This window comes from Candidatus Thiothrix putei (assembly GCA_029972225.1).
GTDB classification, from domain to species: domain Bacteria; phylum Pseudomonadota; class Gammaproteobacteria; order Thiotrichales; family Thiotrichaceae; genus Thiothrix; species Thiothrix putei.
The window spans coordinates 3,992,108-4,015,622 of sequence record CP124756.1; the positions used below are offsets into that span (position 1 = coordinate 3,992,108).

General features: G+C 51.4%; 24 protein-coding genes. 12 read left to right on the forward strand and 12 right to left on the reverse strand.

The window, feature by feature from the left end:
• Nucleotides 1-2: 2 nt before the first annotated feature.
• Entirely contained in the window at nt 3-275 is a 273-nt protein-coding gene (locus QJT81_20525; GenBank protein WGZ94137.1) for a hypothetical protein, read from the reverse strand.
• 184 nt (nt 276-459) lie between these two features.
• On the opposite strand from QJT81_20525, the gene QJT81_20530 reads away from it, so the two are divergent.
• Nucleotides 460-774, forward strand: a complete 315-nt coding sequence (locus QJT81_20530; protein ID WGZ94138.1) for a hypothetical protein — start codon at nt 460-462, stop codon at nt 772-774.
• Between the two features lie 36 nt (nt 775-810).
• Here QJT81_20530 and QJT81_20535 read toward each other — a convergent pair whose 3' ends face one another.
• The 4 genes from QJT81_20535 to QJT81_20550 form a co-directional block, all read right to left on the reverse strand.
• Nucleotides 811-2,232: a transposase gene (locus tag QJT81_20535; protein ID WGZ94139.1), complete on the reverse strand. Its 1,422-nt coding sequence runs from the start codon at nt 2,230-2,232 to the stop codon at nt 811-813.
• A 76-nt stretch (nt 2,233-2,308) separates the two neighbouring features.
• Nucleotides 2,309-2,458 carry a hypothetical protein gene (locus tag QJT81_20540; GenBank protein ID WGZ94140.1) on the reverse strand — a complete coding sequence of 50 codons (150 nt, stop codon included), beginning with the start codon at nt 2,456-2,458 and terminating at the stop codon, nt 2,309-2,311.
• Nucleotides 2,415-2,573: a hypothetical protein gene (locus tag QJT81_20545; protein ID WGZ94141.1), complete on the reverse strand. Its 159-nt coding sequence runs from the start codon at nt 2,571-2,573 to the stop codon at nt 2,415-2,417. Before QJT81_20545 ends, QJT81_20540 begins: the two co-directional genes overlap by 44 nt.
• A gap of 34 nt (nt 2,574-2,607) precedes the next feature.
• Nucleotides 2,608-3,501, reverse strand: a complete 894-nt coding sequence (locus QJT81_20550; protein WGZ94142.1) for a (Fe-S)-binding protein — start codon at nt 3,499-3,501, stop codon at nt 2,608-2,610.
• 218 nt (nt 3,502-3,719) lie between these two features.
• On the opposite strand from QJT81_20550, the gene nadA reads away from it, so the two are divergent.
• Nucleotides 3,720-4,772 carry a quinolinate synthase NadA gene (gene nadA / locus QJT81_20555; GenBank protein ID WGZ94143.1) on the forward strand — a complete coding sequence of 351 codons (1,053 nt, stop codon included), beginning with the start codon at nt 3,720-3,722 and terminating at the stop codon, nt 4,770-4,772.
• Nucleotides 4,773-4,781: 9 nt separating this feature from the next.
• On the opposite strand, the gene QJT81_20560 is transcribed toward nadA, so the two are convergent.
• On the reverse strand, nt 4,782-5,825 hold the full coding sequence (locus tag QJT81_20560; protein WGZ94144.1) for a RyR domain-containing protein: 1,044 nt from the start codon (nt 5,823-5,825) through the stop codon (nt 4,782-4,784).
• 131 nt (nt 5,826-5,956) lie between these two features.
• On the opposite strand from QJT81_20560, the gene ilvD reads away from it, so the two are divergent.
• Nucleotides 5,957-7,807, forward strand: a complete 1,851-nt coding sequence (ilvD, locus tag QJT81_20565; GenBank protein ID WGZ94145.1) for a dihydroxy-acid dehydratase — start codon at nt 5,957-5,959, stop codon at nt 7,805-7,807.
• Between the two features lie 180 nt (nt 7,808-7,987).
• Here the strand turns inward: ilvD and QJT81_20570 are convergent, their stop codons facing one another.
• Complete coding sequence (locus tag QJT81_20570; protein ID WGZ94146.1) at nt 7,988-8,983, reverse strand: IS30 family transposase; 996 nt, start codon at nt 8,981-8,983, stop codon at nt 7,988-7,990.
• Nucleotides 8,984-9,134: 151 nt separating this feature from the next.
• A complete protein-coding gene (locus QJT81_20575) occupies nt 9,135-9,683 on the reverse strand; it encodes a transposase family protein (GenBank protein WGZ94147.1) in 549 nt (182 codons plus the stop codon).
• 49 nt (nt 9,684-9,732) lie between these two features.
• Between QJT81_20575 and QJT81_20580 the strand changes: the two genes are divergently transcribed.
• Nucleotides 9,733-11,042, forward strand: a protein-coding gene (locus QJT81_20580; protein ID WGZ94148.1) for an ISKra4 family transposase whose coding sequence is annotated in 2 segments (ribosomal slippage) — nt 9,733-9,942 and nt 9,945-11,042 — 1,308 coding nt in all. Because the reading frame shifts where the segments join, the coding sequence is not laid out codon by codon here.
• On the opposite strand, the gene QJT81_20585 is transcribed toward QJT81_20580, so the two are convergent.
• Nucleotides 11,039-11,467, reverse strand: coding sequence for a transposase family protein (locus tag QJT81_20585; GenBank protein WGZ94149.1), 429 nt, complete (start codon nt 11,465-11,467; stop codon nt 11,039-11,041). The genes QJT81_20580 and QJT81_20585 overlap by 4 nt on opposite strands.
• A 215-nt stretch (nt 11,468-11,682) precedes the next feature.
• Here QJT81_20585 and QJT81_20590 point away from each other — a divergent pair, with 215 nt between their 5' ends.
• The 4 genes from QJT81_20590 to QJT81_20605 are packed head-to-tail and all read left to right on the forward strand — an operon-like array spanning nt 11,683 to nt 14,434.
• Nucleotides 11,683-12,162, forward strand: coding sequence for a thioredoxin fold domain-containing protein (locus QJT81_20590; GenBank protein WGZ94150.1), 480 nt, complete (start codon nt 11,683-11,685; stop codon nt 12,160-12,162).
• 18 nt (nt 12,163-12,180) lie between these two features.
• Nucleotides 12,181-13,515, forward strand: a complete 1,335-nt coding sequence (locus QJT81_20595) for an IS4 family transposase (protein ID WGZ94151.1) — start codon at nt 12,181-12,183, stop codon at nt 13,513-13,515.
• Complete coding sequence (locus QJT81_20600) at nt 13,478-13,858, forward strand: DUF1566 domain-containing protein (GenBank protein ID WGZ94152.1); 381 nt, start codon at nt 13,478-13,480, stop codon at nt 13,856-13,858. The genes QJT81_20595 and QJT81_20600 overlap by 38 nt, the downstream gene beginning before the upstream one ends.
• 48 nt (nt 13,859-13,906) lie before the next feature.
• Complete coding sequence (locus tag QJT81_20605; protein WGZ94153.1) at nt 13,907-14,434, forward strand: DUF1566 domain-containing protein; 528 nt, start codon at nt 13,907-13,909, stop codon at nt 14,432-14,434.
• Between the two features lie 28 nt (nt 14,435-14,462).
• Here QJT81_20605 and QJT81_20610 read toward each other — a convergent pair whose 3' ends face one another.
• The 3 genes from QJT81_20610 to QJT81_20620 all read right to left on the reverse strand — a co-directional run bounded on the left by QJT81_20610 (nt 14,463) and on the right by QJT81_20620 (nt 18,996).
• The gene (locus QJT81_20610; protein WGZ94154.1) at nt 14,463-16,937 is read right to left on the reverse strand and encodes a tetratricopeptide repeat protein; all 2,475 of its coding nucleotides are present in this window, start codon (nt 16,935-16,937) and stop codon (nt 14,463-14,465) included.
• Nucleotides 16,938-17,172: 235 nt separating this feature from the next.
• On the reverse strand, nt 17,173-17,706 hold the full coding sequence (locus tag QJT81_20615; protein ID WGZ94155.1) for an META domain-containing protein: 534 nt from the start codon (nt 17,704-17,706) through the stop codon (nt 17,173-17,175).
• A gap of 39 nt (nt 17,707-17,745) precedes the next feature.
• Nucleotides 17,746-18,996 carry a hypothetical protein gene (locus QJT81_20620; GenBank protein ID WGZ94156.1) on the reverse strand — a complete coding sequence of 417 codons (1,251 nt, stop codon included), beginning with the start codon at nt 18,994-18,996 and terminating at the stop codon, nt 17,746-17,748.
• 408 nt (nt 18,997-19,404) lie between these two features.
• Here QJT81_20620 and QJT81_20625 point away from each other — a divergent pair, with 408 nt between their 5' ends.
• From QJT81_20625 to thiO, 4 genes are all read left to right on the forward strand, one after another.
• Nucleotides 19,405-20,961 (forward strand): hypothetical protein, encoded by a 1,557-nt coding sequence (locus QJT81_20625; protein ID WGZ94157.1) that lies wholly within the window; start codon nt 19,405-19,407, stop codon nt 20,959-20,961.
• Between the two features lie 49 nt (nt 20,962-21,010).
• Nucleotides 21,011-21,454 carry a helix-turn-helix domain-containing protein gene (locus QJT81_20630; protein ID WGZ94158.1) on the forward strand — a complete coding sequence of 148 codons (444 nt, stop codon included), beginning with the start codon at nt 21,011-21,013 and terminating at the stop codon, nt 21,452-21,454.
• On the forward strand, nt 21,451-22,146 hold the full coding sequence (locus QJT81_20635) for an IS630 family transposase (protein WGZ94159.1): 696 nt from the start codon (nt 21,451-21,453) through the stop codon (nt 22,144-22,146). The genes QJT81_20630 and QJT81_20635 overlap by 4 nt, the downstream gene beginning before the upstream one ends.
• Before the next feature lie 162 nt (nt 22,147-22,308).
• Nucleotides 22,309-23,421 (forward strand): glycine oxidase ThiO, encoded by a 1,113-nt coding sequence (gene thiO, locus QJT81_20640; protein ID WGZ94160.1) that lies wholly within the window; start codon nt 22,309-22,311, stop codon nt 23,419-23,421.
• Nucleotides 23,422-23,515: the final 94 nt, after the last annotated feature.

Here is a 23,515-nt window from a genome sequence, read left to right on the forward strand (position 1 = left end):
GTTCAGCCGTTTGCGCCCGCCCCTTTTTTTCGCTGCCTTACGCTGGGCAAGCCATCTTCCGATTCCAACTCCGTCAACCCGTGGCGGATGGTTTTGGGGTCACAGTCCAATAACCGGGAAATGTAGTCCTGCCCCCCGTGCCCAAGCCGGACGGCTTCCACGGCGGCGTAGCGGCGGCGGTCACGCTCATTGAGCGATTGGTAGAACCGCTGCATTTGTTTTTCTATGGCTGATGGGTAAACATCCATTGGCTCATCCTCGGTGTTGATTGGCATTACAAGGGGCTATCTTCCCCCTTTCGCTGTTAGCAGAAAAGAGGGAAGTTATTTCGGGACAGTTCCTAAAGGCAAAACGTCACGCACAAAAGCCGATGTTACCTTCTATTGGGTCGATAAGAACGGACGTTATCTTGCCCCGAATGCTCAACTTATTCTGTATCCCGAATACCCGGAAGTACGCATGTCTGGGCTTCTAAAAGGTTGCCGTCATGCCCCCTCAAACGTGATCGCTTCCCGCGATGAAGGCAGGACATTGTTCCTTGGTATCACCCCAAACGGCGATGTATTGGGTTACGCTGCTACCCCGGATGACCCGTTGAGCAAGGAGCTTTATGCGCTTACCAGCAATAACATCAACGTCAGCAGTGTTCTTATTGAGCTATTCCCGCCTGATAAAAAGCAAAATACCCGCGTTCTGCTATTACTCAACAGTCGTGACATTCCCCCAAAACCAAGCATGATGTTAGGCAGCAGCCTTACTGAACTGCTGTTTTAACACCTTGATTATGGGTATTTTCCCGCTGTTAGCGGTTCATGTTTGCCTATCATCGTCCTCATCGCCGTTGACGGCCGCGTTAATTCGCCACCAGAAGGCTTTGGGGGGAGAGCGCAGTAATTGCCGTGCCAGTAGTGGTGCTAAAATCTGTCGCACGGTGTTCTCGGAAGGCAATTCACGGGAACGGGTGCGCAAATACAAGACCTGCTGCTTCCAAAGCCCCTCATGGTACTTGAGGGAAAACAGTTGTAGCAAACCGGTGGCGATGCAGGCACACAACACAAAGGTTTCCATTGCCTGCCAGCAGGCCACCACCGTGGGGAGGTGCTGTGCTTGGGGGGCTTTGAGATGCCGATTGGCGGTAGGTCGCCGGGAATGGCGCGGCAGGTAACGGCTCCAGAAGTGGAAGCGGAATGCGCCCATGGTATTTTTCAGGGCATCAAACAAGGTTTCAATCCGGGTGCGTCGGCAGTACAGGGTGAGGATGGTTTCCGCGTCCAGCACCAAATCCGAACACATCAGCAGGATGGGGCCACGGGAAGTGACTGCCCAGACAAATTGCAGCGGCTGCCCTAACGGTTTCCACCACAGGGTATGGGACATCAGGCGTACCGACTCCTCCTTGCCATAAATGCACAGGGTCACTTCACGGAAAAAATCAGCATGGTCAAAGGCTTCCCACAACACCAGCTTCATCCCGTACTGGCGTTGCCGCCCACGCCTTCCCGGCGGTTTGGGTGGCGCAGGGAAGTAGGCCACATAGTTCTTTTTAGCGCGGGTGATGACCTGCACCAGTGGTTGTTGTAACGCCACCGACCAAACCGAGCGTGCCAGCCGGAACACCGAAGCCGTGGCAAAGAACGCATCCAGCACCAGCCACACCGGGCGGTCATTCACCTGCGCAAACGACAACGCCATCTGCACCACCCGTGTCCCCAGTTTGAGTGTCGGGTCGTTAGCATCCTCTTCCCCCAAATGCCGAAACCCCTGATGGATTTGCAAACTCAGCGGCAGGCAGAAACAGGCGGACAGGCTCCCCACCAACAACCCCACGGCTCCCCAACACTGCCCCCGGAAATAGTCCGGTTTGCTTTGGGTTTCCGAGGTTTCCCGCAAGGAAACGACCCCCGGCATCCGCCCACCATCCTTAACCACATGGGTATGGTCGCCCAGCACCACCAAACGCCCCGCCACCTCAACCAGCGGCGCATGGGACAACACCCACCGCTGCCAGCTCGCCCGTAACCGCTCAGGATGGTAAGACCCGGCACGAAAAAAATGGAGCAACCGATGGTAGCCCCGTTCATCCGATAACCAGTAACGGCACATCGACGTGACCCCGCTCATCTCGGTCGCCGCTAAAAAGCTCAGGATGATGGCGCAAAACAATAGCCATGCTCGCTGGCGCGAAAATTCACTTTTAAAGTGGTGAAGGCTCTGGTATAGATCAACTAGCATGATGTCCCTTGGATAATAGGTCGCTGGTAACGCCTACTCTAAGGGATTTCGTGCTGCTTGGGGGAATGGGGAGAACTTATGACTGTTGAGAAGCGTAAATGGTGTCCACCGAACCGGAATAGCCTTGCGCACTGCCTTCCGCCGCCACGCCCACCAGTTTGCCTTGGGCATCGTAGCCCGCGTCAGTATTCGCCCATCTGGGTGGAAGGGGTAATCGGGTACGCACCCGCTGCATCCGATGCCTCGCGTTCACACATAATGACAGCGGCGTTGCCGTCCATTGCCATGCGCGTACCGGGGTACTTGACGGTAGGGGTAACAGGTTTCTTGATTCCGAACATGGTTTGACTGCCTCTACGAGTGAGATTCAAAGGATTATGCGTGGCTAACTGGGAGTGCTTTTTTTCTAATGACGGGTTTGGCTTTCGACCCTTTTTCAGTCTCCCCTTTGCGGTTCAGCCACACGATTGCCCCGGTAGGGCAACGCTGGATGCTGACGCGAGAGGCTAAGGTGTTTTTGCTGTAATCAATGGTTGCCAGGTTGTCCCTGATCGTTATTAACCCTTCCGGGGAATCGTTCACGCAACGCCCACAGGCATTGCAAGCCACTTCGCATTCGGCTTCTGCCTCTGCGCCGTGGTGGAGATTTTTGCAAGCCACCCACAATTGGTGGCTGACCGGGTGCAGTTCAAACAGCTTTTTCGGGCAAACATCGACGCAATCGCCACAGGCGGTGCATTTGTCGGCATCGACCACCGGAAGGCCATTTTTGTCCATCGAAATCGCGCCGAATTCGCACACGTCGGCGCAATCCGCCATGCCGAGGCAGCCCCACGTACAGGTTTTGCCACCGCCGCCCACCATTGCCGCGCCCCGGCAGGAATGCAATCCGGCGTATTTGGCGCGGTTGTAGGCAACGTGATTGCCACCCGCGCAAGCCAGCCGCGCCACGCGCTTTTCCTGATTACCGAGATCCACGCCGAGGAATTCGGCAATGGCAACATTATTGGCAGGCGCATTAACGGTGCATTGCCCCGGCTGTGCTTCACCCGCAATCAGCTTTTCGGCGAAAATGCGGCAACCGGCTTCGCCACATGCACCACAATTGGCATGTGGCAGTGCGGAATCCACTTCGTCGATGCGCGGATCTTCGTAGACGAACAGGAAACGGTTAGCGATAGCCAGAATAACGGCGAGAGAAATCCCCAAAGCCAGCATGTAACCTAGGGCAACTACGGTGTCGGCGGAGAGAATGCTGGCGTCAATCACGATAAATGTCCTTTTTGGGGAAATGTGACATTTAAATTACCCAAAATTGTGCATCGCAACAATGACCTGTATCAAGGTTTTACATTGCAGCGCACAAGACGGAAGAGACAGGATCGGCTAGCCAAAAGAGATAGACACACACTCAGACAGCCTCCTCTTGAATCTTCCCGCGTTATCCCCCATCCTTGTTCCACCATACAAAACAAGGGTTCACCGATATGACTGCCAAAACACCTGTTATCCCCATTATTAAAGCGCCGCGCACGGCGTATATCGAATCCCTGAACCCGCATTACACCCCCGAACAAAAAGCACTGGTCAAAGACAAGATTAAACAAAAGCTCAAAGAACAAGATGCGGTGTTGGTCGCCCATTACTACGTTGAGCGTGATTTGCAGGAATTAGCCGAAGAAACCGGCGGCTATGTGTCTGATTCGCTGGATATGGCACGTTTTGGCAATGAACACTCAGCTACCACCTTGATCGTGGCTGGCGTGCGTTTCATGGGTGAAACCGCCAAAATCCTCAACCCCGAAAAGCGCGTGTTAATGCCGACTCTGGAAGCAGAATGTTCGCTGGATTTGGAATGCCCCGCGTCTGAATTCATCCCGTTTTGTGACCAGCACCCTGAGCGCACGGTGGTGGTGTATTCCAATACCAGTGCGGAAGTGAAAGCACGCGCCGATTATGTGGTCACTTCCAGCATTGCGGTGGATTTAATTACCTGGCTGGATGAGCAGGGCAAGAAAATCCTGTGGGCGCCGGATAAACATCTGGGGCGTTATATCCAGCGTTTGACCGGGGCGGATATGCTGTTGTGGCAAGCAGCCTGTGTGGTGCATGACGAATTCAAATTCCGCGCACTCGGTGAGATGCTTGAGCAATACCCCGATGCAGGCATTTTGGTACACCCAGAGTCGCCGGAAGAAATTATCAAATTGGCAGATGCCGTCGGCTCTACCTCGCAACTCATCAAAGCTGCGCAAACCCTGCCGCATCAGCGTTTCATTGTGGCAACTGACAGCGGTATTTTTTACAAGATGCAGCAAGCCGCGCCGGGTAAGGAATTCATTGCTGCCCCCACCATGGGTGAAGGTGCGACTTGCCGCAGTTGCGCCCACTGCCCTTGGATGGCGATGAATGGCTTACACAACCTGTTGCAAGTGCTGGAAACCGGCAATAATGAAATTGTGGTCGATGAGGAGGTGCGGGTAAAAGCACTGCGCTCCACCCAGCGGATGTTGGATTTTGCGAAAATGCGGCGCGGGTAACACCTGTCTTTAGGTGCGGCTGGTCTGCATCAGCACCTGCCGTACATTTTCCATTTGGCTGACATCTTTCTCACGTTCACTGGGTGATAAATCCTCCCACAAGACGATGGAAGGGTGTAACTTTTGCTGGTTATCACGCACCTTCCCATAACGCCAACCGTTCAATAGACGCTCGTAACGCCATGAACGGTGTTCCAGTCGACTCAGCAATTCCCGGCGTTCTGCTGGCGCATCCAAACGAAAATCAGCGGCTAATGCCAGGGGTTTGCCCGGTTCTGGCACATACCCAAGGCTGGCTAATTTGACGGCAAAATGGTCACCAGCGCGGCGGTTGGCTTCGCGGTAGGTTTCCGCCAAATCTTCCCACGGCTTTAAGCTGTCTGAAGCGCTTGCCATCACCGGGTCAACCTGTAGCATCGTTTGCCGGTAAGCCTCGTGTACGGCACGGGCATTGCGTTCCACTGCCTCGATTTGTGCCTGATCCGGTTGCTCAGGCATACCAAAGGGGATCAAGCCTGCGGGCAGTGGTGCAGGATGGGCGTAGGGTTGGTAAACGTAATACGGCACGTCTTGCCGCAGCACTTCGCGTAAATGCAACGCACACGCCAGATTCCAGGCCGTATCCGCAGCACCGCACACCACCGCCGTTATCGGTAGCGGCGCAAGTTGCCGGGTATCCACATGGCAATCAACATCACATGCCAGTGCGTACAGCCCCGCGATAACCTGCTCAGCACCTGCCCTGCCATTGGCAAACGCCGGGTAACGTGCCACCAACGCCTGACGGTGCGTTTCTGCATCCTGATCAATCAATGTAAACACCGGTGGTGCAAAATCTTTGTAGGGCGAAATTTTAGCGTATTGGCACATTAACGCTTCTACCAGCGGGCTGAACCCCGCAAAGACCAGATGCACTTGCTGTTGCCCGTGCTGGTCTGCCCACACATGCGGTGGATATTGATTGAAATACCAGCGTGCCAGCCAGTTTTCTGGGGTATCGACTGCATCCACAGCAGGGGTAATGGCTGCTTTATTATCATTAACTATTAGCATTTGTGCATCCGTCGTAGCAGAGAAGAACATGATCCTAGGGAGTGTAACGCAAAAGCAGTGAGATAATATGACTCCCCCGCCTATCGGCGCTAGAATGCGGTTTTATACCAAGTTTCGTTCAGGAGTACACCATGCCCGTTTACCGTTCCCGCACTTCCACTGGCGGTCGCAATATGGCTGGCGCACGCGCGTTGTGGCGTGCGACCGGCATGACCGATGCGGATTTCCAGAAACCGATCATCGCGATTGCCAATTCCTTCACCCAGTTCGTGCCGGGGCATGTCCACCTCAAAGACATGGGGCAGTTGGTGGCGCGTGAAATCGAAGCCGCTGGCGGTGTCGCGAAAGAATTCAACACCATTGCGGTGGATGATGGCATTGCGATGGGGCATGGCGGGATGTTGTATTCGCTGCCTTCCCGCGAGCTGATCGCCGATGCGGTGGAATACATGGTCAACGCGCATTGCGCCGACGCGCTGGTGTGCATTTCCAACTGCGATAAAATCACACCGGGGATGCTGAACGCGGCACTGCGCCTCAACATTCCCACCATTTTCGTTTCCGGCGGCCCGATGGAATCCGGCAAAGCCGTGATCGGCGGCAAGCTGGTGAAGCTGGACTTGGTGGATGCGATGGTGTCCGCCGCCAACAGTGCCGAAAGCGATGAAAATGTGGAAACGATGGAACGTTCCGCCTGCCCTACTTGCGGCTCGTGTTCCGGCATGTTTACGGCCAACTCCATGAACTGTCTGACCGAAGCACTCGGCTTGAGCTTGCCGGGGAACGGTTCAACGCTGGCGACGCATTCCGACCGCAAACGTTTGTTCCTTGAAGCGGGGCGCATCATTGTCGGTTTGGCGAAACGTTACTACGAACAGGACGATGCATCCGTGTTGCCGCGCTCGATTGCGACAATCGAAGCGTTTGAAAACGCGATGTGTCTGGACATTGCCATGGGTGGCTCGACCAATACCATCCTGCACTTGCTGGCAGCCGCACAAGAAGGCGGGGTGAATTTCACCATGAATGACATCGACCGCTTGAGCCGTAAAGTGCCGCAATTGTGCAAAGTTGCGCCTTCCACCCAGCTTTACCACATGGAAGACGTGCATCGTGCGGGCGGCGTATTTGCGATTCTGGGCGAACTCGACCGCGCCGGATTATTGAACCGCGAAGTCGGCACCGTTCACGCCACCAACATGGCAGAAGCCTTGTCCTTGTGGGATGTGCGCCTGACCGACGATGCTAAACGCCAGGAATTTTTCCGCGCAGGCCCCGGTGGAGTACCCACGCAAGTGGCGTTCAGCCAAAGCAAACGCTGGGATACGCTGGATATTGACCGCGAAAACGGTTGTATCCGCGACAAAGCCCACGCTTACAGCACCGAAGGCGGGTTGGCGGTATTATTCGGCAATATTGCGCTGGATGGTTGTGTGGTCAAAACCGCCGGAGTGGATGACAGCATCCTCAAATTCTCCGGCCCTGCGCGTATTTTTGAATCGCAGGATGCTGCCGTTGCAGGCATTTTGGGTGATCAAATCGTGGCGGGCGACATCGTACTGATCCGCTACGAAGGCCCACGCGGCGGCCCCGGAATGCAGGAAATGCTCTACCCCACGTCGTATATCAAGTCCAAAGGCTTGGGGAAGGCGTGTGCGCTGATTACTGACGGGCGTTTTTCCGGCGGTACATCGGGCTTGTCGATTGGGCATGTTTCTCCCGAAGCGGCGGAAGGTGGCGCGATTGGACTGGTGCAAGAAGGCGACATGATCGACATCGACATCCCGAACCGTACCATCAATGTCCGCATCAGTGATGAAGAGCTTGCCAGCCGTCGTAGCGCGATGGATGCACTCGGCAAAGCGGGCTGGAAGCCGCTGAACCGTGAACGTTACGTGAGTGCGGCGTTGAAGGCTTATGCAGCGATGACCACATCAGCATCACGCGGTGCTGTGCGTGACGTTACCCAATTGGAAAAATAAGGTATCAGGGCTGCATTCTGTATTCATCAGAATGCAGCCCTTACTTATTTATACCGCTTTTCCATGAAAATCATCAAGAAATTTCCCGCCTAAATTTTCGTGTATCTTTCGTAAAAACTTCAGGACAAATTCTCAGCTTTATCAGATGCTACTCAATAGACATTATCTATAAAAGTGAATTCAAGTAATAAGTGCATAACCCACCAACTTTTCGGCCTCTATGCCGGATAGTTCTCGGAACACCTCGTAAGGTGTCTTGAATCCCAGACACTTCCTTGGTCTGTTGTTGAGTTTATGTACAGCCTCCAGTACCTGTCGGGTGGTCACGTCCAATAGCCCCATTGCCTTGGGGAAGTATTGGCGTAACAGCCCATTGGCGTTCTCATTTTGCCCACGCTCCCACGAATGGTAGGGCTTGGCGAAATACGTTTCGCACCCAAGGGCTTGGGCAACTTGCTCATGTTTGGCAAACTCTTTGCCGTTGTCGAAGGTGAGCGTGTGCACCCAATCCTTGAAGCTGTCCAGCAAGGTGATAATGCTGCTGGTTACGGCTTCTGCGGTCTTGTTTGCCACTGGAAAAGCTAGGCGTAGCTTGGATTTGCGTTCATCCAGTGTCACCAGTGCGCCTTGGTGTCCCTTGCCGATCATGGTGTCGGCTTCCCAGTCACCGAGCCGTTCACGCTGGTTGGCTACCGCTGGGCGTTCGTCAATGTCCACTCGGTTGGGGATGCCTTTGACGCTGCCCGTTTTACTGCCGTAACGCTGGCGGTATTTCTTCGTATGGCGGCGCAGGTTCAGGTACAGCTTGCCGCCCGCACGCTTGTCCCTGAGTACATGCTGGTAGATGGCTTCATGGCAAATAGTCGTTTTGCCTTCCGCTTTCAGTCGACCGCTGATCTGCTCAGGACTCCATTGTTGTTCCAGCAGCGTATCAATGCTGACCGCCAGTTCCGGGGTCAACTTGACCGCTTTGGGCTTGTCCGCATGGCGTTGTTGCGCTTTGGCGTGCGCTTGCTTGTGCCGATAGCCGCGTTGCCCTCGGTTGCGGGTCAGTTCACGACTGATCGTCGATTGACTGCGCCCCAAGGTTAACGCGATTGTTGCCGTCGATTCCTTCATCTTGTGCCGGGTTTCGATATAATGCCTCTCCTCAGAGGTAAGGTGTGTGTAAGCCATGAAGCTCTCCTGTCAGTGGTTTTTCGGGATGCTTTTTACCACATCTTGCCGCTGACCTGATGAGGAAAATCGCATCCCGCCTCGATTAACGGGCTATGCACTTATGATACGAATTCGCCAAATAATAATTATCGAAAAGTTTTTAAAACTTTCAATAGATTGGATTTCGCATGGAGTTTCTCAGGTTGTGTAGTCCGCAAGCAATTTCCATAATCTGGTCATCAAAGTCATCTTTTAAATTACGGTACACATCTTTCAGGCATCGGCAGCGTTTAATACCACTGATGATATGTTCAACGACTACCCTGCGGGCAGAAATTTGACGGTTTTCTTCTTTTTCTTGTGGGGTCAGACATTTATTCCGTGGCTTCTTTTTTGGCTCAATGACGGTGACACCTTTTCCCATGTCAGCCCCCTTGAAGCCTAAATCACGTAAAATCACAGAACCCTCCGGTAATTGGGTCTGCTCCTCATCGGCAATTTTCTTGTCATGCTTCTTGCCTGAGTGAGTATCCCCTAAGTATTTGATATGTCTGTCAGCACAGCCAACGATGACATTGTTTTTAACCGTATGGGCTTTTTTTTTACCACTATAGTATTCGCGCTGGACATCATTATCCACGGGGCGCTGGATTCTCCGCTCTGTTCCGTCAATAATCAATTCCTGTTGCCCTTCTGGGTGTGACCGGAAGTGATGCATGGTCTAATATCCGGTAAATATTGCCATTACCATTAAATGAGTCCCCCCGATGTTAGACAAACCAACGCAGCTCGCCCAACGCCTTGCCCGTCATCCCGCACTTCAGGAACGGATTGAATCGATCCTAACCATTATGGAATCCAGCAGTGACGACTTGAAACGCGCCGATGAAGCAGAACGGCAGATCATCGAAACCCTGCGCCAACTGGGGCACGATGCGCTATCCGGCTGGGCACAACAGCATGAAGCAGCGGCCGCCGATCAAGGGCAACAGACAGCGGGTTGGCGTCCTATGGGTCAAAAAAACTCTACTGGCACAGTACCTACGGACAGATTGAAGTAAACGAACGGTTGTTTCGCCAAGGTACGTGCCTGCAACGGCCTTTTTCCGCCAGTGCGGCGGTGCGTTGCCGGGGAGTATCCGCGCCGCTGCAACGGGTGGTCACGGATTTTGGGGCGGATCATCCTTTCCGGCAGGTGAGTGAAAAACTTCAGGAACATTATGGCATCAGCTTGCCCCCGGAAACGATCCGGCAGACAACGGAACGTCATGGACGTCTGATGCTGGACAATACGGTACTGGAAACGACCCGGCCTGAGCGCACGGGAAAAGCCTGTGTGCTGGTGGAAATGGATGGCGGCATGGTTCCCATTGTCACGAGCGCCCCGGAAGCGGCTGACCGCCGCAAAGGTAAAACCCTGAACTGGCAAGAATTAAAGCTGTGCATTGCCCGCGAATTGGGGAGCACCCGCCGGTTTTATGGCGGAACGTTTAACGGCGGCACGGAACAGGCCGGACAACACCTGTACCATTGTGCCTGTCAGGCAGGCTTTGGACGGGCAACCGACATTCATGGCGTGGGCGACGGGGCGGTCTGGATTGCCGACCAGATAGAACACTGGTTTGGCAGTCAGGGTGCTTATCTGGTGGATTTTTACCATTTGAGCGAATACCTCGCGGAAGCCGCCCCCTCCTGCTCCTCTGACACCGACGCATGGCTGGAGCAGCGGCAAGCGGAATTGAAAGCCAACCGTTCTGCCAAGGTACTGGAAGCCCTGTTGCCTCATCTGGAAGCTCCCGCCACAGTGGATGCGCAAGCTCCTGTCAGGAAAGCTTACCGCTACCTCAATAACCGACGTGAGCAAGTGGATTATGCCGGGGCTATCCGGCAGGGACGCCCTATCGGCTCCGGCGAAATTGAAAGTGCTCACCGCTTTGTCGTACAAGCACACCTGAAAAAGCCGGGTGCTTGGTGGGCAGCAGAGAATGTCGATCCCATGCTCGCCCTTCGCGTGACTCGCCTGAATGGCGGATGGAATGATTATTGGCAGAATTTCTCCGCCTGCAACGCTGCTTAATGTGTCCGGGCATCACTTCCGTTCACACCCTGCCCTTCTTCTGCTAGCCGTTCCATTAATTCTGAGGATAGTCGAATGGGCTTATGTCCCATGTTATCCAATGCACTTTGTAATACGGGACACAAGCGGTGTATCCAGTGGTTTGCCACACTTTGGGGAAGATCAAATGAATACGCCAGCACTTCTTGTAAAGGATAGGTCTTCAGGTAAAACAGAATGAAAAACAGTTTGTCTTCTATTAATGCCAGTTTCCCATCAGAACGACCCCGCGTCTCATCAACACGTTTGCCCCGGGCGTGTAGGTCAGTTTGGTAAGCTGCACTGAACCGTTCGAGCAAACCCAAAAACTCCTTAACGTTGAGACTGGTCATGGCAACAAATGCCTTTTCATTGGATTTCAATGCGTTAAAACTGTACTCCGCCATGCCGTTAGTCCCTACTCTAGGCTATTATTACTGTCAGGAATTTACACTCTGGCTGTGTATCTTGCCATTGATAATTATTATTTATATATTTCATTTTTTTATAGATAATGTCTAATAAGCAATAACGATAAAAACTACACCCTGTCTCATCAAGTATAGTGGCGCACAAAAGGTCATGAACTCCGTTCTATTGTCAATAGTTGAGGTACTTCAACATGAAAGCACTAGTCCTCATTGGTTTGATTATTTGTTTTTTAGAAACACCGGTGGTCTTTGCAGAGCAAACTACCGTCCCATCACCCACGACCATTGTTAAAAAGCCTGATTGGTTTAAACAACCACCCGCAAATCTGCCTCATAATATCACCACCGCAACACGTAATAATAAGCAAATCATCTTGTATTTTTATCAAGATAGCTGCCCATTCTGCGCAAAACTGCTAAAACACGACTTCGGCAACCCCGACATCGCTAACAAGACCCGTCAATATTTTGAGGTGATCCCCATCAATATGAAGGGAACCAAACCCGTCACTGACATATCTGGCACGGTATTGAATGAGGCAGATTTTGCTGCTGAAAAAGACGTGTTGGCTACTCCCGTTTTATTGTTTCTGGATGAAGCGGGAACAGAAGTACTGCGTGTTAACGGTTATTACCCATCTCCTTATACACAAGTTCCCAAGCTGATGTAAGATAAGCAATTTTCACTCATGAACTGGTCATCTACCGAACTCACCGATCTTGATTTGGGAGACAAGCGTCTCGAAACACGAGCCGCCCATATCCTCAAAGCCATGCTGAAAGCCCCCCAGTCCAGCATCCCTAAGGCTTGCCAAAGTTGGTCAAGCACCTTGGCGACGTACCGTTTCTTCTGGAATGAAGCGGTGAGCCATGATGCTTTGATGGCATCCCACTTTGAAGCGACAGAGTGCCGAATTCGTCAACAAGATTCGCGGATTATCCTGTGTATTCAAGATACGACCGAACTGGACTTCAATGGACAAGAAACCGAGGGTTTAGGGCGGTTATCCTACGACAAGCAACGCGGGATGTACCTGCATCCGACCTTGTGTATTACCCCAGAACGTTTGCCGTTGGGCATCACCGATACGTGGATGTGGTCACGGGGATTGAGCAAAGCTGCCGACCAAGCCAACCCCAGCATCAAAGAAAGCCGCCGCTGGATTGAAGGGTATGAACGGGTAGCTGAACTGGCGGCACGCTGCCCTGAACACCGCCTCATCTATACTGGCGACCGTGAAAGCGACTTTTATGACTTACTCAAACGGGCGCAAGCCTTGGATTACCCGGCTGACCTGCTGATACGGGCGCAACATAACCGGGCTTTGGGGGATGACCTCAAACTGTGGGATGCCATTGATCAACAAAAAGCGTTGACTCGTATCACTTTTACCAAACCGCGCAAGCAGGGTGAAAAGCCCCGTAAAGTGGTACAAGAAATCAAGGTGTTACGTTATACCTTGCGTCCCAAGAGTAAGCATCCGATGCTATTGACCTTGGTGCAAGCCAAAGAAATCAACCCACCCGCCGGAAAATCGCCCCTCATTTGGCGTTTAGTCACCAACCGTTGTGTAGAGACCGCCGATGCCGCCTGTGAACTCATCGACTGGTATCGGGCGCGTTGGGAAATCGAGATGTTTTTTGATGTTCTGAAAGTCGGTTGTCGCGTCGAAAAACTGCAACTGGACACCAAAGAGCGCATCGAAAAAGCCCTCGCGCTCTACATCATGGTGGCCTGGCGGATTATGTTTCTGATGCGGTTGGGGCGTACCTGTCCAGAACTTCCTGCTGATCTGGTGTTTGACCCCTTGGAATGGAAAGTCTCCTTCCGACTCGGCAAAAAAGCACTACCCGATGGCATACCTACCCTCAATCAAGTGATCCGCAATCTCGCAGAACTGGGGGGCTTTCTGGGCAGAAAATCCGACGGCGAACCGGGGGCTAAAAGTATCTGGTTAGGCTACTCACGCGTGCTGGACTGCATTTATGGCATTCAGATGGCTAGTGAGTTGGGAATGGACTGATTTGTGTATAAGGAGATGGGGTAACAGTGGTAAACAAAATGGTGGGGCGTGTGGTAATACTAGCCCATGTGATACTAATGCTTATATGCAGAAAGTGAATACAGAAGGTTGGTGTGGTGCGAAAGACTGGCGATTACCCACACGCGAAGAAATGGTGAATCTAATAGATGTTTCTACAACACCGACTCCCGAATATTTTCCAAACACACAGACAGGTTTTACAACCTCATCAACGTATGCCTTTGATCCTCAGCAGGTGTGGGTTACATTAGGTGTAGGCTATGTCTTTCAATCTAATAAAGATGTTGCGGTGTATGTGCGTTTAGTGCGTGATGGCAAATAACGGGTGTTCACTATTTCACTATCTTGATAGACAACCAGGAGGTATTCAATGCGAAACGTAACCCATACCCTGATGGCAGGTATTTTATTAGTGTTGCCAGTCATCGGTTATTCTCAGGTGTGCAATAACGCCATCGTTGCCAACACGCCTGACACTAGCTTTAATGTAGATGATCAAAACGGTACAGTTACCGATAAACAGACTGGCTTAATGTGGAAAAGGTGTGCAGAAGGACAAACGTGGGATACTGTCAACAAAAAGTGTAACGGCACTGCGGTTGCTTACAACTGGCAAGCCATGTTTGATAGAGCAGCGATTGCTAATCAGACCCTATTTGCGGGCAAGATAGGCTGGCGTTTAGCTAATATAAAGGAATTGGAATCGATTATTGAAACCCGCTGTTATGCTCCTGCTATCAATGCCACAGCCTTTCCCGATAGCCCCTTGGGAGATTTCTGGTCATCTTCTATAGCGGGTAGAGGTTATGCGTGGTATCTCAACTTTGATTTTGCTTACAATGGCTTTATTTCTAGAGATAAGCAAAGGTATGTGCGTCTAGTGCGCGTCGATGAGTGAGGTACAATCGTTATCGTGTTCACTGGGTTTAGTTAGCTTTTTGCAAGCCTGCATACAACGACTCCAAACCACTCACCAACCCCATATGACGGTGCAGCGCCAACTCACTTGCCGTCAACCCTTGCCGGATACGCTGTTTGACCTCCTCCAACAACACGAGCGTATCCGGTGAGGGTGACAGCTTCAGGTGTTGGGATAAATTGTCTGCCGCTGCAATGCATTGCCAAGCCTGAGCCAGATTGCCTTGCAAAGCACTGGCAACCCCAATCCCCTGCATCACCTCAATCTGCCCCTCACGGTCGCCCAAATGCAAGTAAGCTTCCATGCTGCTATTGAGGTGTTGCAACCCCAACGCAATATTGGCATCACTCAGCTCGATCCAGCCCAATTTACACAAGGCTTGCGCCCGATACAGCGCAATCCCCAATTTCTCGGCAATCTGGATGCTTTGATGCAAGTATTCACGGGCATAACCTAATTGCCGCAACTGCCAATGTAGCCGCCCCAGATTCACCAAAGCGTAAGGCATACTAATGGTCAAACCGATCTTCTGATTCAAGTCAATACACTGCTCCAAGGCTTGCACAGCCTCATCGTAACGCCCCAACCGCAGCAATACATGCCCGCTATTGGCGAGATTGAATTGATAGCCCCCCTCATCATAAACAGTCGCAAAAAGCTGCATACTCTGTTGCCCGCACTGGAGAGATTCGTCATACCGCCCCTGTAAGCGCCGGAATACACTCAACGCCATCAAGCCCCGCGCCGTTTGCCAATCCCCTCCAAAATGCGCCGCCATTTCCGTTCCACGACTCAAATACTGTTCGGCAACGCCATGATTATCCAATAATGCTGAAATGCCCCCCGCCGTCAACATCGCCATTGCCTGAGCTAACGAAGGTTGAGCATGACGGTGGATAGCCAAAAAAGATTCAGCCCAGCGATACCCTTCCTGCCAATGGTTTGCCATAAACCAGAACATGCCGAGTGAACCCACCAAACGTAAACCTATCTCAGAACTCATCGCCGGTGGGTTGGTATCGGAATGACACAAGGCCAAACACGCCCGGAAATTATCGTGTTCACCTTCCAAACGCGCAAGGCCGGGTAATTGCTGTCCACCGAGAATCCCGGCATCCACATTTTCTGCTACCTCAAGATGATACTCAACAAAACGCTGGGTCGTCGGACAATGGGATTGCTTGGCAAAGCGTACTTCATTGGCATACTGGCGCATCACTTCGTGAATGACGTAATGACCGATCTCTTTACGATACAGCATCGACTTGTCGAGCAAACCACCGTAATCAGCCAAACCAGCCCCCGCAACCGCAGATGCTGCTTCTCGGGTAAATTTTCCTTGGAATAAAGCCAAGGCTTGCATAATCTGCTGTTCGCGGGCATTGAGCATCTGCCAACTTTGCTGCACCACATTGGTAACAGCAGGCATGGCGCTGGTGTTCTCCTTGCTATCGGCATTGAGCGCAGTCGGCAATAGCGATGAGCGCAACTCCTGCAAGATTTCCCCGCAGGAAAGCTGCCTGATCCACCTTGCTGCCATTTCAATCCCTAACGGCAAACCATCAACCAAACGGCAAATCTCCAAAATCGTCTGCTGATCGGTTTCATCAGGTGCAAAGGTATAATCCACTTGGCGAGCTGACTGCACAAACAACGAAAACGCCGCGCATTCGGGGGTTATTTCACCTGATGGCGGCAATAACCCCTGCAACTGATAACGCCACTCACCATACACTTGCAAAGGCAAGCGTGAAGTAGCCAAAATCTTCAACGTCGGGCAGTGTTCCAGCAAAGCCTCACAAATGCCCACATCTGGCAGTAAATGCTCCAAATTATCCAGAATCAACAATTTGTGCTGAGAAGATAAAGCCATGTGCAATTGCTCAATGGGCGGGCGTGAGCCTTGTAACGCAATACCAAGACTTGCCCCAATGGCATTCGCAATGAGATCGGGGTGTTGCACAGAAGCCAGTTCAACGCAGCCAATGCCATGCCTGAAGTATTCAGCAAGGCGTTGCGCTAACGTTTTGACCAGTCTGGATTTGCCTACACCGCCCAAGCCCACTACCGTAATCAAACGGCAGGAGGCATCATGGAGCATGGTAGTTAACTCGTGCAATTCCTTGTGCCGTCCGATAAAAGGCAGCAAACCTTCTGAGGCGGGTAAATCGGTGACAGGCAAGTGCGCCACCAATAAGTAACCCTTGCGTGGTACGGTCTTGACGATTTCGTGTTTGTTATCCTGCAAAACACGGCGAATATCAGCGATACACTGCACCAACGAATCATCCGTGACATAGGTATCTTTCCAAACATAGGCGAATAACTCGGCTTTAGAAACCGTTTTATTGGCATTAAGCGCTAAATAGTGCAAAACACTGAGTGACTGAGAGCGTAAGGTGCAGGAAGCTCCTTGCGTATCAAGTAATAATTGTTCACTCAAGTGGTAATGGTGGCAACCTAATACTAAGCTACTTACCATAGCTACCGGTTCCCCAATAGTTTCTGCGAAGCTGGGGTAATACTCACATCCCATGTGCTAATGGTCTCCCTCGGAATACTATCTGCCACTGACTATCACACCTGAATAGGGCTACTACTATTCAAAAATACATGCAATCAGCTTGCCATAGCATAGTTGAAGCAGACCCTTCCTGCCACGGGAATCACCTTATAGAAACCCACAGTGGGAAAAGCGCTCACCACCGCCTTACCCTTTACAAACTGCTGTATTTCTTCGCAAACACCACCGATGGTTCACCGCTGCGGTTATAGAAATGCAGGGTATTACCCTCTTGCTCCACACTGCCAGCACGTTGCAGGGTACGCAAATAACTGCCCTCCCAATCACCCACGTTAATCGTCGGCCCACCCGGCGTAGTCGGCAGTACACGGCAAACGTCCTTGCCTTTTTCAATTCCCGTCATCATGAACCCACTGTGTCCGACCCGCTTAAACGTCGTGCTGTATTGATTGCAACCAGAAAAACCCGTCAACGAATCCTCACCGACCGTTAAGTTGATTTCCAACTCGGCAGGCACTGACGTGCCATACACAGACAATAAACGCCACTCAGTCCCCAGCAACGAAGACCCGCCACTATTCAAGGGGCAAGCCCCTACCGGTAGCGGTGTTTCAGTGGCATTATGGGGTTCAGCAGCCCCCACAACACTCATCAGTGACAAAGACACAAGCAGGAGTATCTGCTTGCAGTAACGCGTAGACCCAACAATAACAACAGATCGTTTCATGGTGTTTTCCTAAAGTAATAATGGATGGAGTAACCGGGTTTACAAATGGGTACGCAACTCCAGCGTTTTGTCTTCCAATACCTGTTGCGCAGCCTGCAAATGGTTCAAATTAAACTCCTGGATCAATTGGCGACTCATGGGCAACAAACGCTCTGCTTGCTCAAGATTTTGGGTTTGTAACGCAACCCGTACTCGGCGTAGGGTTGCTGCTGCCATTTCCTGCCCCAAACGCGCCACTTGGGGATGATTAGGGGATTTCCCCCGCAGTTTTCGGGTGAAATGCAGCGCACTGTTACTACCACCGCCTAAGTTTCCGGCATTCATCGCGGCGTATGCCTGTTGGATCAGGCTATCAATACTGTCATCAGGCTGAGGCACACTGCCTGTACTCGATGCCAGCTCAGTGGGCGTATCCTGTTTTTTTACCGGAGCGGCAGCGGATGTCGGCTTTGAGGGTAATGGCTGGCGCTGTACTGGGGGTTTAGTCACCACGGCCTGCTCAATTTTTGATGATATTTTATTAACGGGCGGCTGCGGGGTAGTCGCCATGATGGGGGTATCTTTATAAACCTGCGACCCTTGATTCATCGGTAAAATACTCGCCAGTTGCATCGGCTCACTGGGTTCAGGCACAACCACTACTGCCGGGGTAGGGGATACGACTGTTTCCAAGACGGCATTACCGGCTACTGCTGTAAAAATGGCAAATAACGTTAGCAATGAGCCAGTCATCAGCGCATGACTAACTTGTTTACGCGGCATAATGCGGTGTGAACCCCGTTTTTCCAAACGTTGCACCAAGGGTGATAAGGCTGTTGCCAACAAGTTCACCTCTTCACCCAACACACACAGCAATAAGGCCGGATCAATTTGTGCATCCAGATAACGCTCTTTTATTAAGGGGTTGATGTGTTTGGCAGTGCTGCGCTGACAAGACAGTTGCTGGTCTGTTTGATTCAGCAGGCTTTGCACCTCCCATGTATCGGGACTTTCCAACACGACATAAGCTTGCCCATTATCTTGGCCATAGGCTAATGGCGCGAGAATCCAAGGCAAAGCAAGGCGTTGGCAGGTAGCAGTGATGTGTTGAAAGAGTTCATCCAAGACCCAATGGGATGCATTGCCCGGTAACACATGAATCAAGATGCGTGATTCTAAACCTTGGTGTTTGACTCGCTCTAAATCACGTCCCCGGTAGATCTTACCCACCCCCGATACGGCAATACACCCTAATAATGCATAGCGGTTATTCAAGACAAGATGTTTGCCTGACTCACTCACAGCCCCCATACCAACACTCCATTTCTTTCATAAAATACTGAAAAATAAAAAACAAGCAAATAATAAACCAGTAGCCACTGTGTTACTTGCCCTGAAAAAATCGCCCATCAAACCTTATCTGTGCAACGCATCTTAACCGTAAATTCACAGAAACAAAGTAAAAGCTTCATGTTACCCGTAACAGCAAAAGGCTTTTCACCCGATCATGCACCCATAAAAAAAACTAATTATTTCTCAGTTAAAACAACAACTTGCTTAAATATAAGGAAAAACTCATATTTTCCGTTAAAAATGACCGGGTTTCATGATTAACAACTTGTTGGGGTATCACTTTCATGTAACCATTGCTAACTTATGGTTCAGTAATACAATCAACAAAATTGACTAGTTTTTTTATCAATAAAAAAAAGAGATCTTATGGAGAGCAAAGAGTCGATTAAAAAGGAGCTTGGTCAAATATTAGCTAGCCGATTATTCGAGGGGAAAAAACAGGCCAGCAATTTTCTTGCTTATATTATTGAGGAAACCTTAATTGGACGCGGTGACAAAATAACGCAGTACGGCATCGCCATTGAAGCATTGGGTAAACCGGCAGAGTTTTGCCCTACCGAAAATCCTGCGGTGCGCGTGGAAGCCGGGCGGGTGCGCAAGCTACTGGAAGAATATTATGCCAGTGAAGGTAGCAGTAGTAAGTTGAGGATCATTTTACCTAGCGGCAGCTACCAACCCGTTTTTGAAACATCCTCGTCTACAACGTCAGTACAGCATTTTTCACCTAAGAGTATCCAGTCATTAGGCCCCAAAGTGCATATCAGCTACCCGGATACCGCACTGATTCGGGACGATGCATTACGCGGCTTGGTCTATAATATGCGTTCATTGTTACCCATGACGTTGGGCAATTTTCGTGAAGTCCGCATCGCGCTGGCGCGGGTCAGTCAGCCAAAAGGTCATAAAGTGGATGAGCTGGAAGCCGCCTGGCGTCACCATCAGGCAGAGTTCCTCCTACAATGTAGCACCGAAGTCATCGAAGCGGGTTTTGCTATCAAATTTGTGTTGTTTCATACCCTGACCCGTGAACAATTGTGGTCAGATAGCGCTCAGATGCCTGTGCATTACACCCAAACAACCCTAGAAATGGTGTTTAGCCAGTTGATACTCGAAACATTCAGTTTGCACCGGGGTATCGCCATGGCTTACTGGAGCCGTTACTGGAAAATGCAAAGCGATATTCCCTGCCATTATCGCGTGCTCGTCGAACACATTCACTTTATTCAGGATAAGAGCGGCGATGCTAACCTTCAGGCATTTCTGGAAGCTTGCCAAGCCCGTACCGAGCGTTATCACGATGATGCACTGGCACATTTACACTACGCGGTACTGTGCCTGTATGCTTACATGTTGCGTACTAAACCAACGGATAACCTGGAAACTCAATGGCATCGTCTGGCGCTTCGCGCCCTGGAACTCAACCCCGGCAATGCCTTGGCGCACAGCATTTTTGCCTTGGAATGCTTTCATCGCGGTGATTATGAAATGGGGAAGGTGGAAATCGAAACAGCCCGCCAAGTGAACCCTTTTGACCATACCGGCGGACATTTGCTGGCTGTTGGGCTATGCGCTCTGCGGCATACAGAACTCGCCTTCAATTTATTATGCGAACTTGCGGGGCTGGATTCACGCTATCCTGATCCACTGCGGGTTGTACCCTGTTTATTCTATTTCCGACGGGGCGAATTTGCTAAAAACGCCCGTTCAGCGTCACAGTACGCAGCGTTGGGGGGGTGGGAAATCTTTGGTACATTGGTTAATCATTGTCGTACCGATGACTGTAAAAGTTGTATCCAGGTACTCAGTCATGCGGTAGATGATTTACCGACTAACCATGGCAATCACACACTGCCCACCAGTGATTTCTGGGAAAACATTCAACAACGCCTAGTGCATTGCCAAATTCAGAAATTAGGGTTTTAAGTCACCTGATTTAGGTAGATGCTATGGGCAACACACGAAAGGTTAGCCCATGCAAAAGAAATACATTGTCCGCTTAAGCGATGAAGAGCGTCAGATCCTTGAAGAAACCATCAAGAAACTCCGTGGCAGTGGACAAAGAGTCCGCCGTGCACAGATTTTGCTGAAAGCTGATGTAGAAGGAGCCAACTGGACAGACCGTCAGATAGCTGAAGCCTTCAACTGCCGGACAAAGACCGTTGAAAATATTCGCCAACAGTTGGTGCAGCACGGTTTTCAGCAGGCATTGGACGGCAAGCGACGTGAACACCCAGCCATCCCAAAAATACTGGATGGCGAACAAGAGGCGAAGATTATCGCGTTGCGCTTAGGTTCGCCGCCAGCGGGTTATGCCAACTGGTCATTGCGCCTGCTCACCCGCCACGTGATTGAATTGGCGATCGTGGAGTCGGTTAGCCACGAAACCCTACGGAAGATGCTAAAAAAAACGGTATGACCTCGCGCAAGCTCCAATATTGGGTTATCCCACCGGACAGTGATGCCGAGTTTGTGGCTAATATGGAGGAAGTGCTTGAAACCTATGCGAAACCCTACGATGCCCAGCATCCGGTGATTTGCATGGATGAGCAACCCGTGCAGCTCACCAAAGAAACCCGCCAACCGATTGCAGCGACCCAAACCCATCCCCGTCGGGTGGATTACGAATACGAACGGGCGGGTACAGCCAGCATCTTTATGTTCACCGAACCGCTATCGGGTTGGCGCGAAGCCCATGCCCGCCCACGCCGGACGAAAGTGGACTGGGCGATTGAAGTTGCCGAGCTGCTGGAAGGGCGTTACGCGGAGTGTGACAAAATCACCTTGGTTAGCGACAACCTTAACACCCATACCAAGGGTGCATTTTATGAAGCCTTTGAACCGGAACGGGCGCGGGCATTGGTACGTCGGATTGAGTTCTGCCATACCCCTAAACATGGCAGTTGGCTCAACATCGCTGAAAATGAATTGAGTTCCATGACGCGCCAGTGTGTATCAGGTCGCCGTATTGGCGATATTGAAACCTTACAGAAAGAAATTGCAGCATGGTCTACCGACGTGAATAGCCAGCAGCGTGGGGTGGATTGGCAGATGAACATCAGCGATGCACGCTGTAAACTCAAATCCATTTATCCCAAATCTAAGGAATGACGATGCACTAGCGAAATCTGGCACTTCCAATCCCCAAACCTTAAGGGATGCGCTCACTGCGTCCGACGCTTCTCCGAGCATAAACCGCTAAAGCGGTATTCATGGCTGGATGACCGCGCCGCCTCTCCGTATACTTTAAGCCCCCAGTTGTTGAGATGACGCATGAAAGACGCAATTATTGTCGGTGGTGGCATTTTAGGTATGTTGACAGCCCGTTCCCTGCACGAGGCGGGCTTGAAAGTCATGATCATCGACCAAGGTGAGTTGGGCAAAGAATCGACATGGGCTGGTGGCGGTATACTCTCCCCCTTGTACCCATGGCGTTACCCCGACCCGATTTCACAACTCGCACAATACGGTCAGCAACACTACCCAACCTTGTGCGCCACCTTGCGTGAAGAAACCGGCATTGACCCGCAATGGATACGCTCCGGTCTTGTGTTTACGGGTGATCAAAACTATGCCGAAGCACGGGCATGGGCAGACCAGTGGGGTTACGTGTTACAGCACTTCACCAACACTGCGGCGTTGCACGCTTGCGAATCACAATTGGCAGACACGTTTCAAACCGGCATGTTTATGCCGGAAATAGCACAAGTACGTAACCCGCGCATTGCTGATGCGCTACGCACCAGCTTGCGTTTGCTTCCCATTGAAATTGCCGAACATTACCCCGTGTCAGGCTTAGAAATCACCAATGGGCGCGTCACCGGCGTATCCATGGGCAATGAAGTCTTCCACGCCAATAACGTCATCCTCACCACCGGCGCATGGACAGGGCTATTCCCCGAAATGCAGGCGTTAAACGTGAATGTGCGTCCAGTATTGGGGCAAATGATTCTGTTCCGAGGCGCGCGCGGTTTGCTGAATCGCATCGTGCTGCATGACGGTACGTACCTGATTCCACGTCAAGACGGGCGGATTCTGTGTGGTTCGACCTTGGAAATGCGGGGTTTCGACAAACAAACCACCGCCGAGGCGTATGAGGCGTTGCGGGAAAAGGCATACCAGATGATGCCTGCATTACGTGACTTGCCCATCAATAACCATTGGGCGGGCTTACGCCCCGGTTCGCCGGACGGTGTGCCGTATATCGACCAACACCCGGACATTGCAGGCTTGTATGTGAATGCAGGACATTACCGTTACGGCGTCACGATGGGGCTGGCTTCGGTACACATGATGACGGATATGCTATTAGGCAATACCCCCCGTATTGATCCAACGCCCTACCGTTTGGATGCAGTGCGTGTGCCCACCGCAGAATTTAAATAGTCTGAACTGGGATTTCTAGGATTGAAGGATTAGCAGGATGAAGAAGTCTCCCTCTTACATCCTATTAATCTTTTAATCCTGAAAATCCCAGTTC

Bases quoted from the DNA above. Each gene is read 5' to 3' on its own strand.
- QJT81_20610 (WGZ94154.1), bottom strand. From the start codon at position 16,937: ATGGTAAGTAGCTTAGTATTAGGTTGCCACCATTACCACTTGAGTGAA.
- QJT81_20615 (WGZ94155.1), bottom strand. From the start codon at position 17,706: ATGAAACGATCTGTTGTTATTGTTGGGTCTACGCGTTACTGCAAGCAG.
- QJT81_20595 (WGZ94151.1), top strand. From the start codon at position 12,181: ATGAACTGGTCATCTACCGAACTCACCGATCTTGATTTGGGAGACAAG.
- QJT81_20570 (WGZ94146.1), bottom strand. From the start codon at position 8,983: ATGGCTTACACACACCTTACCTCTGAGGAGAGGCATTATATCGAAACC.
- QJT81_20620 (WGZ94156.1), bottom strand. From the start codon at position 18,996: ATGGGGGCTGTGAGTGAGTCAGGCAAACATCTTGTCTTGAATAACCGC.
- ilvD (WGZ94145.1), top strand. From the start codon at position 5,957: ATGCCCGTTTACCGTTCCCGCACTTCCACTGGCGGTCGCAATATGGCT.
- QJT81_20530 (WGZ94138.1), top strand. From the start codon at position 460: ATGTCTGGGCTTCTAAAAGGTTGCCGTCATGCCCCCTCAAACGTGATC.
- thiO (WGZ94160.1), top strand. From the start codon at position 22,309: ATGAAAGACGCAATTATTGTCGGTGGTGGCATTTTAGGTATGTTGACA.
- QJT81_20545 (WGZ94141.1), bottom strand. From the start codon at position 2,573: ATGTTCGGAATCAAGAAACCTGTTACCCCTACCGTCAAGTACCCCGGT.
- QJT81_20585 (WGZ94149.1), bottom strand. From the start codon at position 11,467: ATGGCGGAGTACAGTTTTAACGCATTGAAATCCAATGAAAAGGCATTT.
- QJT81_20560 (WGZ94144.1), bottom strand. From the start codon at position 5,825: ATGCTAATAGTTAATGATAATAAAGCAGCCATTACCCCTGCTGTGGAT.
- QJT81_20635 (WGZ94159.1), top strand. From the start codon at position 21,451: ATGACCTCGCGCAAGCTCCAATATTGGGTTATCCCACCGGACAGTGAT.
- QJT81_20630 (WGZ94158.1), top strand. From the start codon at position 21,011: ATGCAAAAGAAATACATTGTCCGCTTAAGCGATGAAGAGCGTCAGATC.
- QJT81_20575 (WGZ94147.1), bottom strand. From the start codon at position 9,683: ATGCATCACTTCCGGTCACACCCAGAAGGGCAACAGGAATTGATTATT.
- QJT81_20600 (WGZ94152.1), top strand. From the start codon at position 13,478: ATGGCATTCAGATGGCTAGTGAGTTGGGAATGGACTGATTTGTGTATA.
- QJT81_20525 (WGZ94137.1), bottom strand. From the start codon at position 275: ATGCCAATCAACACCGAGGATGAGCCAATGGATGTTTACCCATCAGCC.
- QJT81_20605 (WGZ94153.1), top strand. From the start codon at position 13,907: ATGCGAAACGTAACCCATACCCTGATGGCAGGTATTTTATTAGTGTTG.
- QJT81_20535 (WGZ94139.1), bottom strand. From the start codon at position 2,232: ATGCTAGTTGATCTATACCAGAGCCTTCACCACTTTAAAAGTGAATTT.
- QJT81_20625 (WGZ94157.1), top strand. From the start codon at position 19,405: ATGGAGAGCAAAGAGTCGATTAAAAAGGAGCTTGGTCAAATATTAGCT.
- nadA (WGZ94143.1), top strand. From the start codon at position 3,720: ATGACTGCCAAAACACCTGTTATCCCCATTATTAAAGCGCCGCGCACG.
- QJT81_20590 (WGZ94150.1), top strand. From the start codon at position 11,683: ATGAAAGCACTAGTCCTCATTGGTTTGATTATTTGTTTTTTAGAAACA.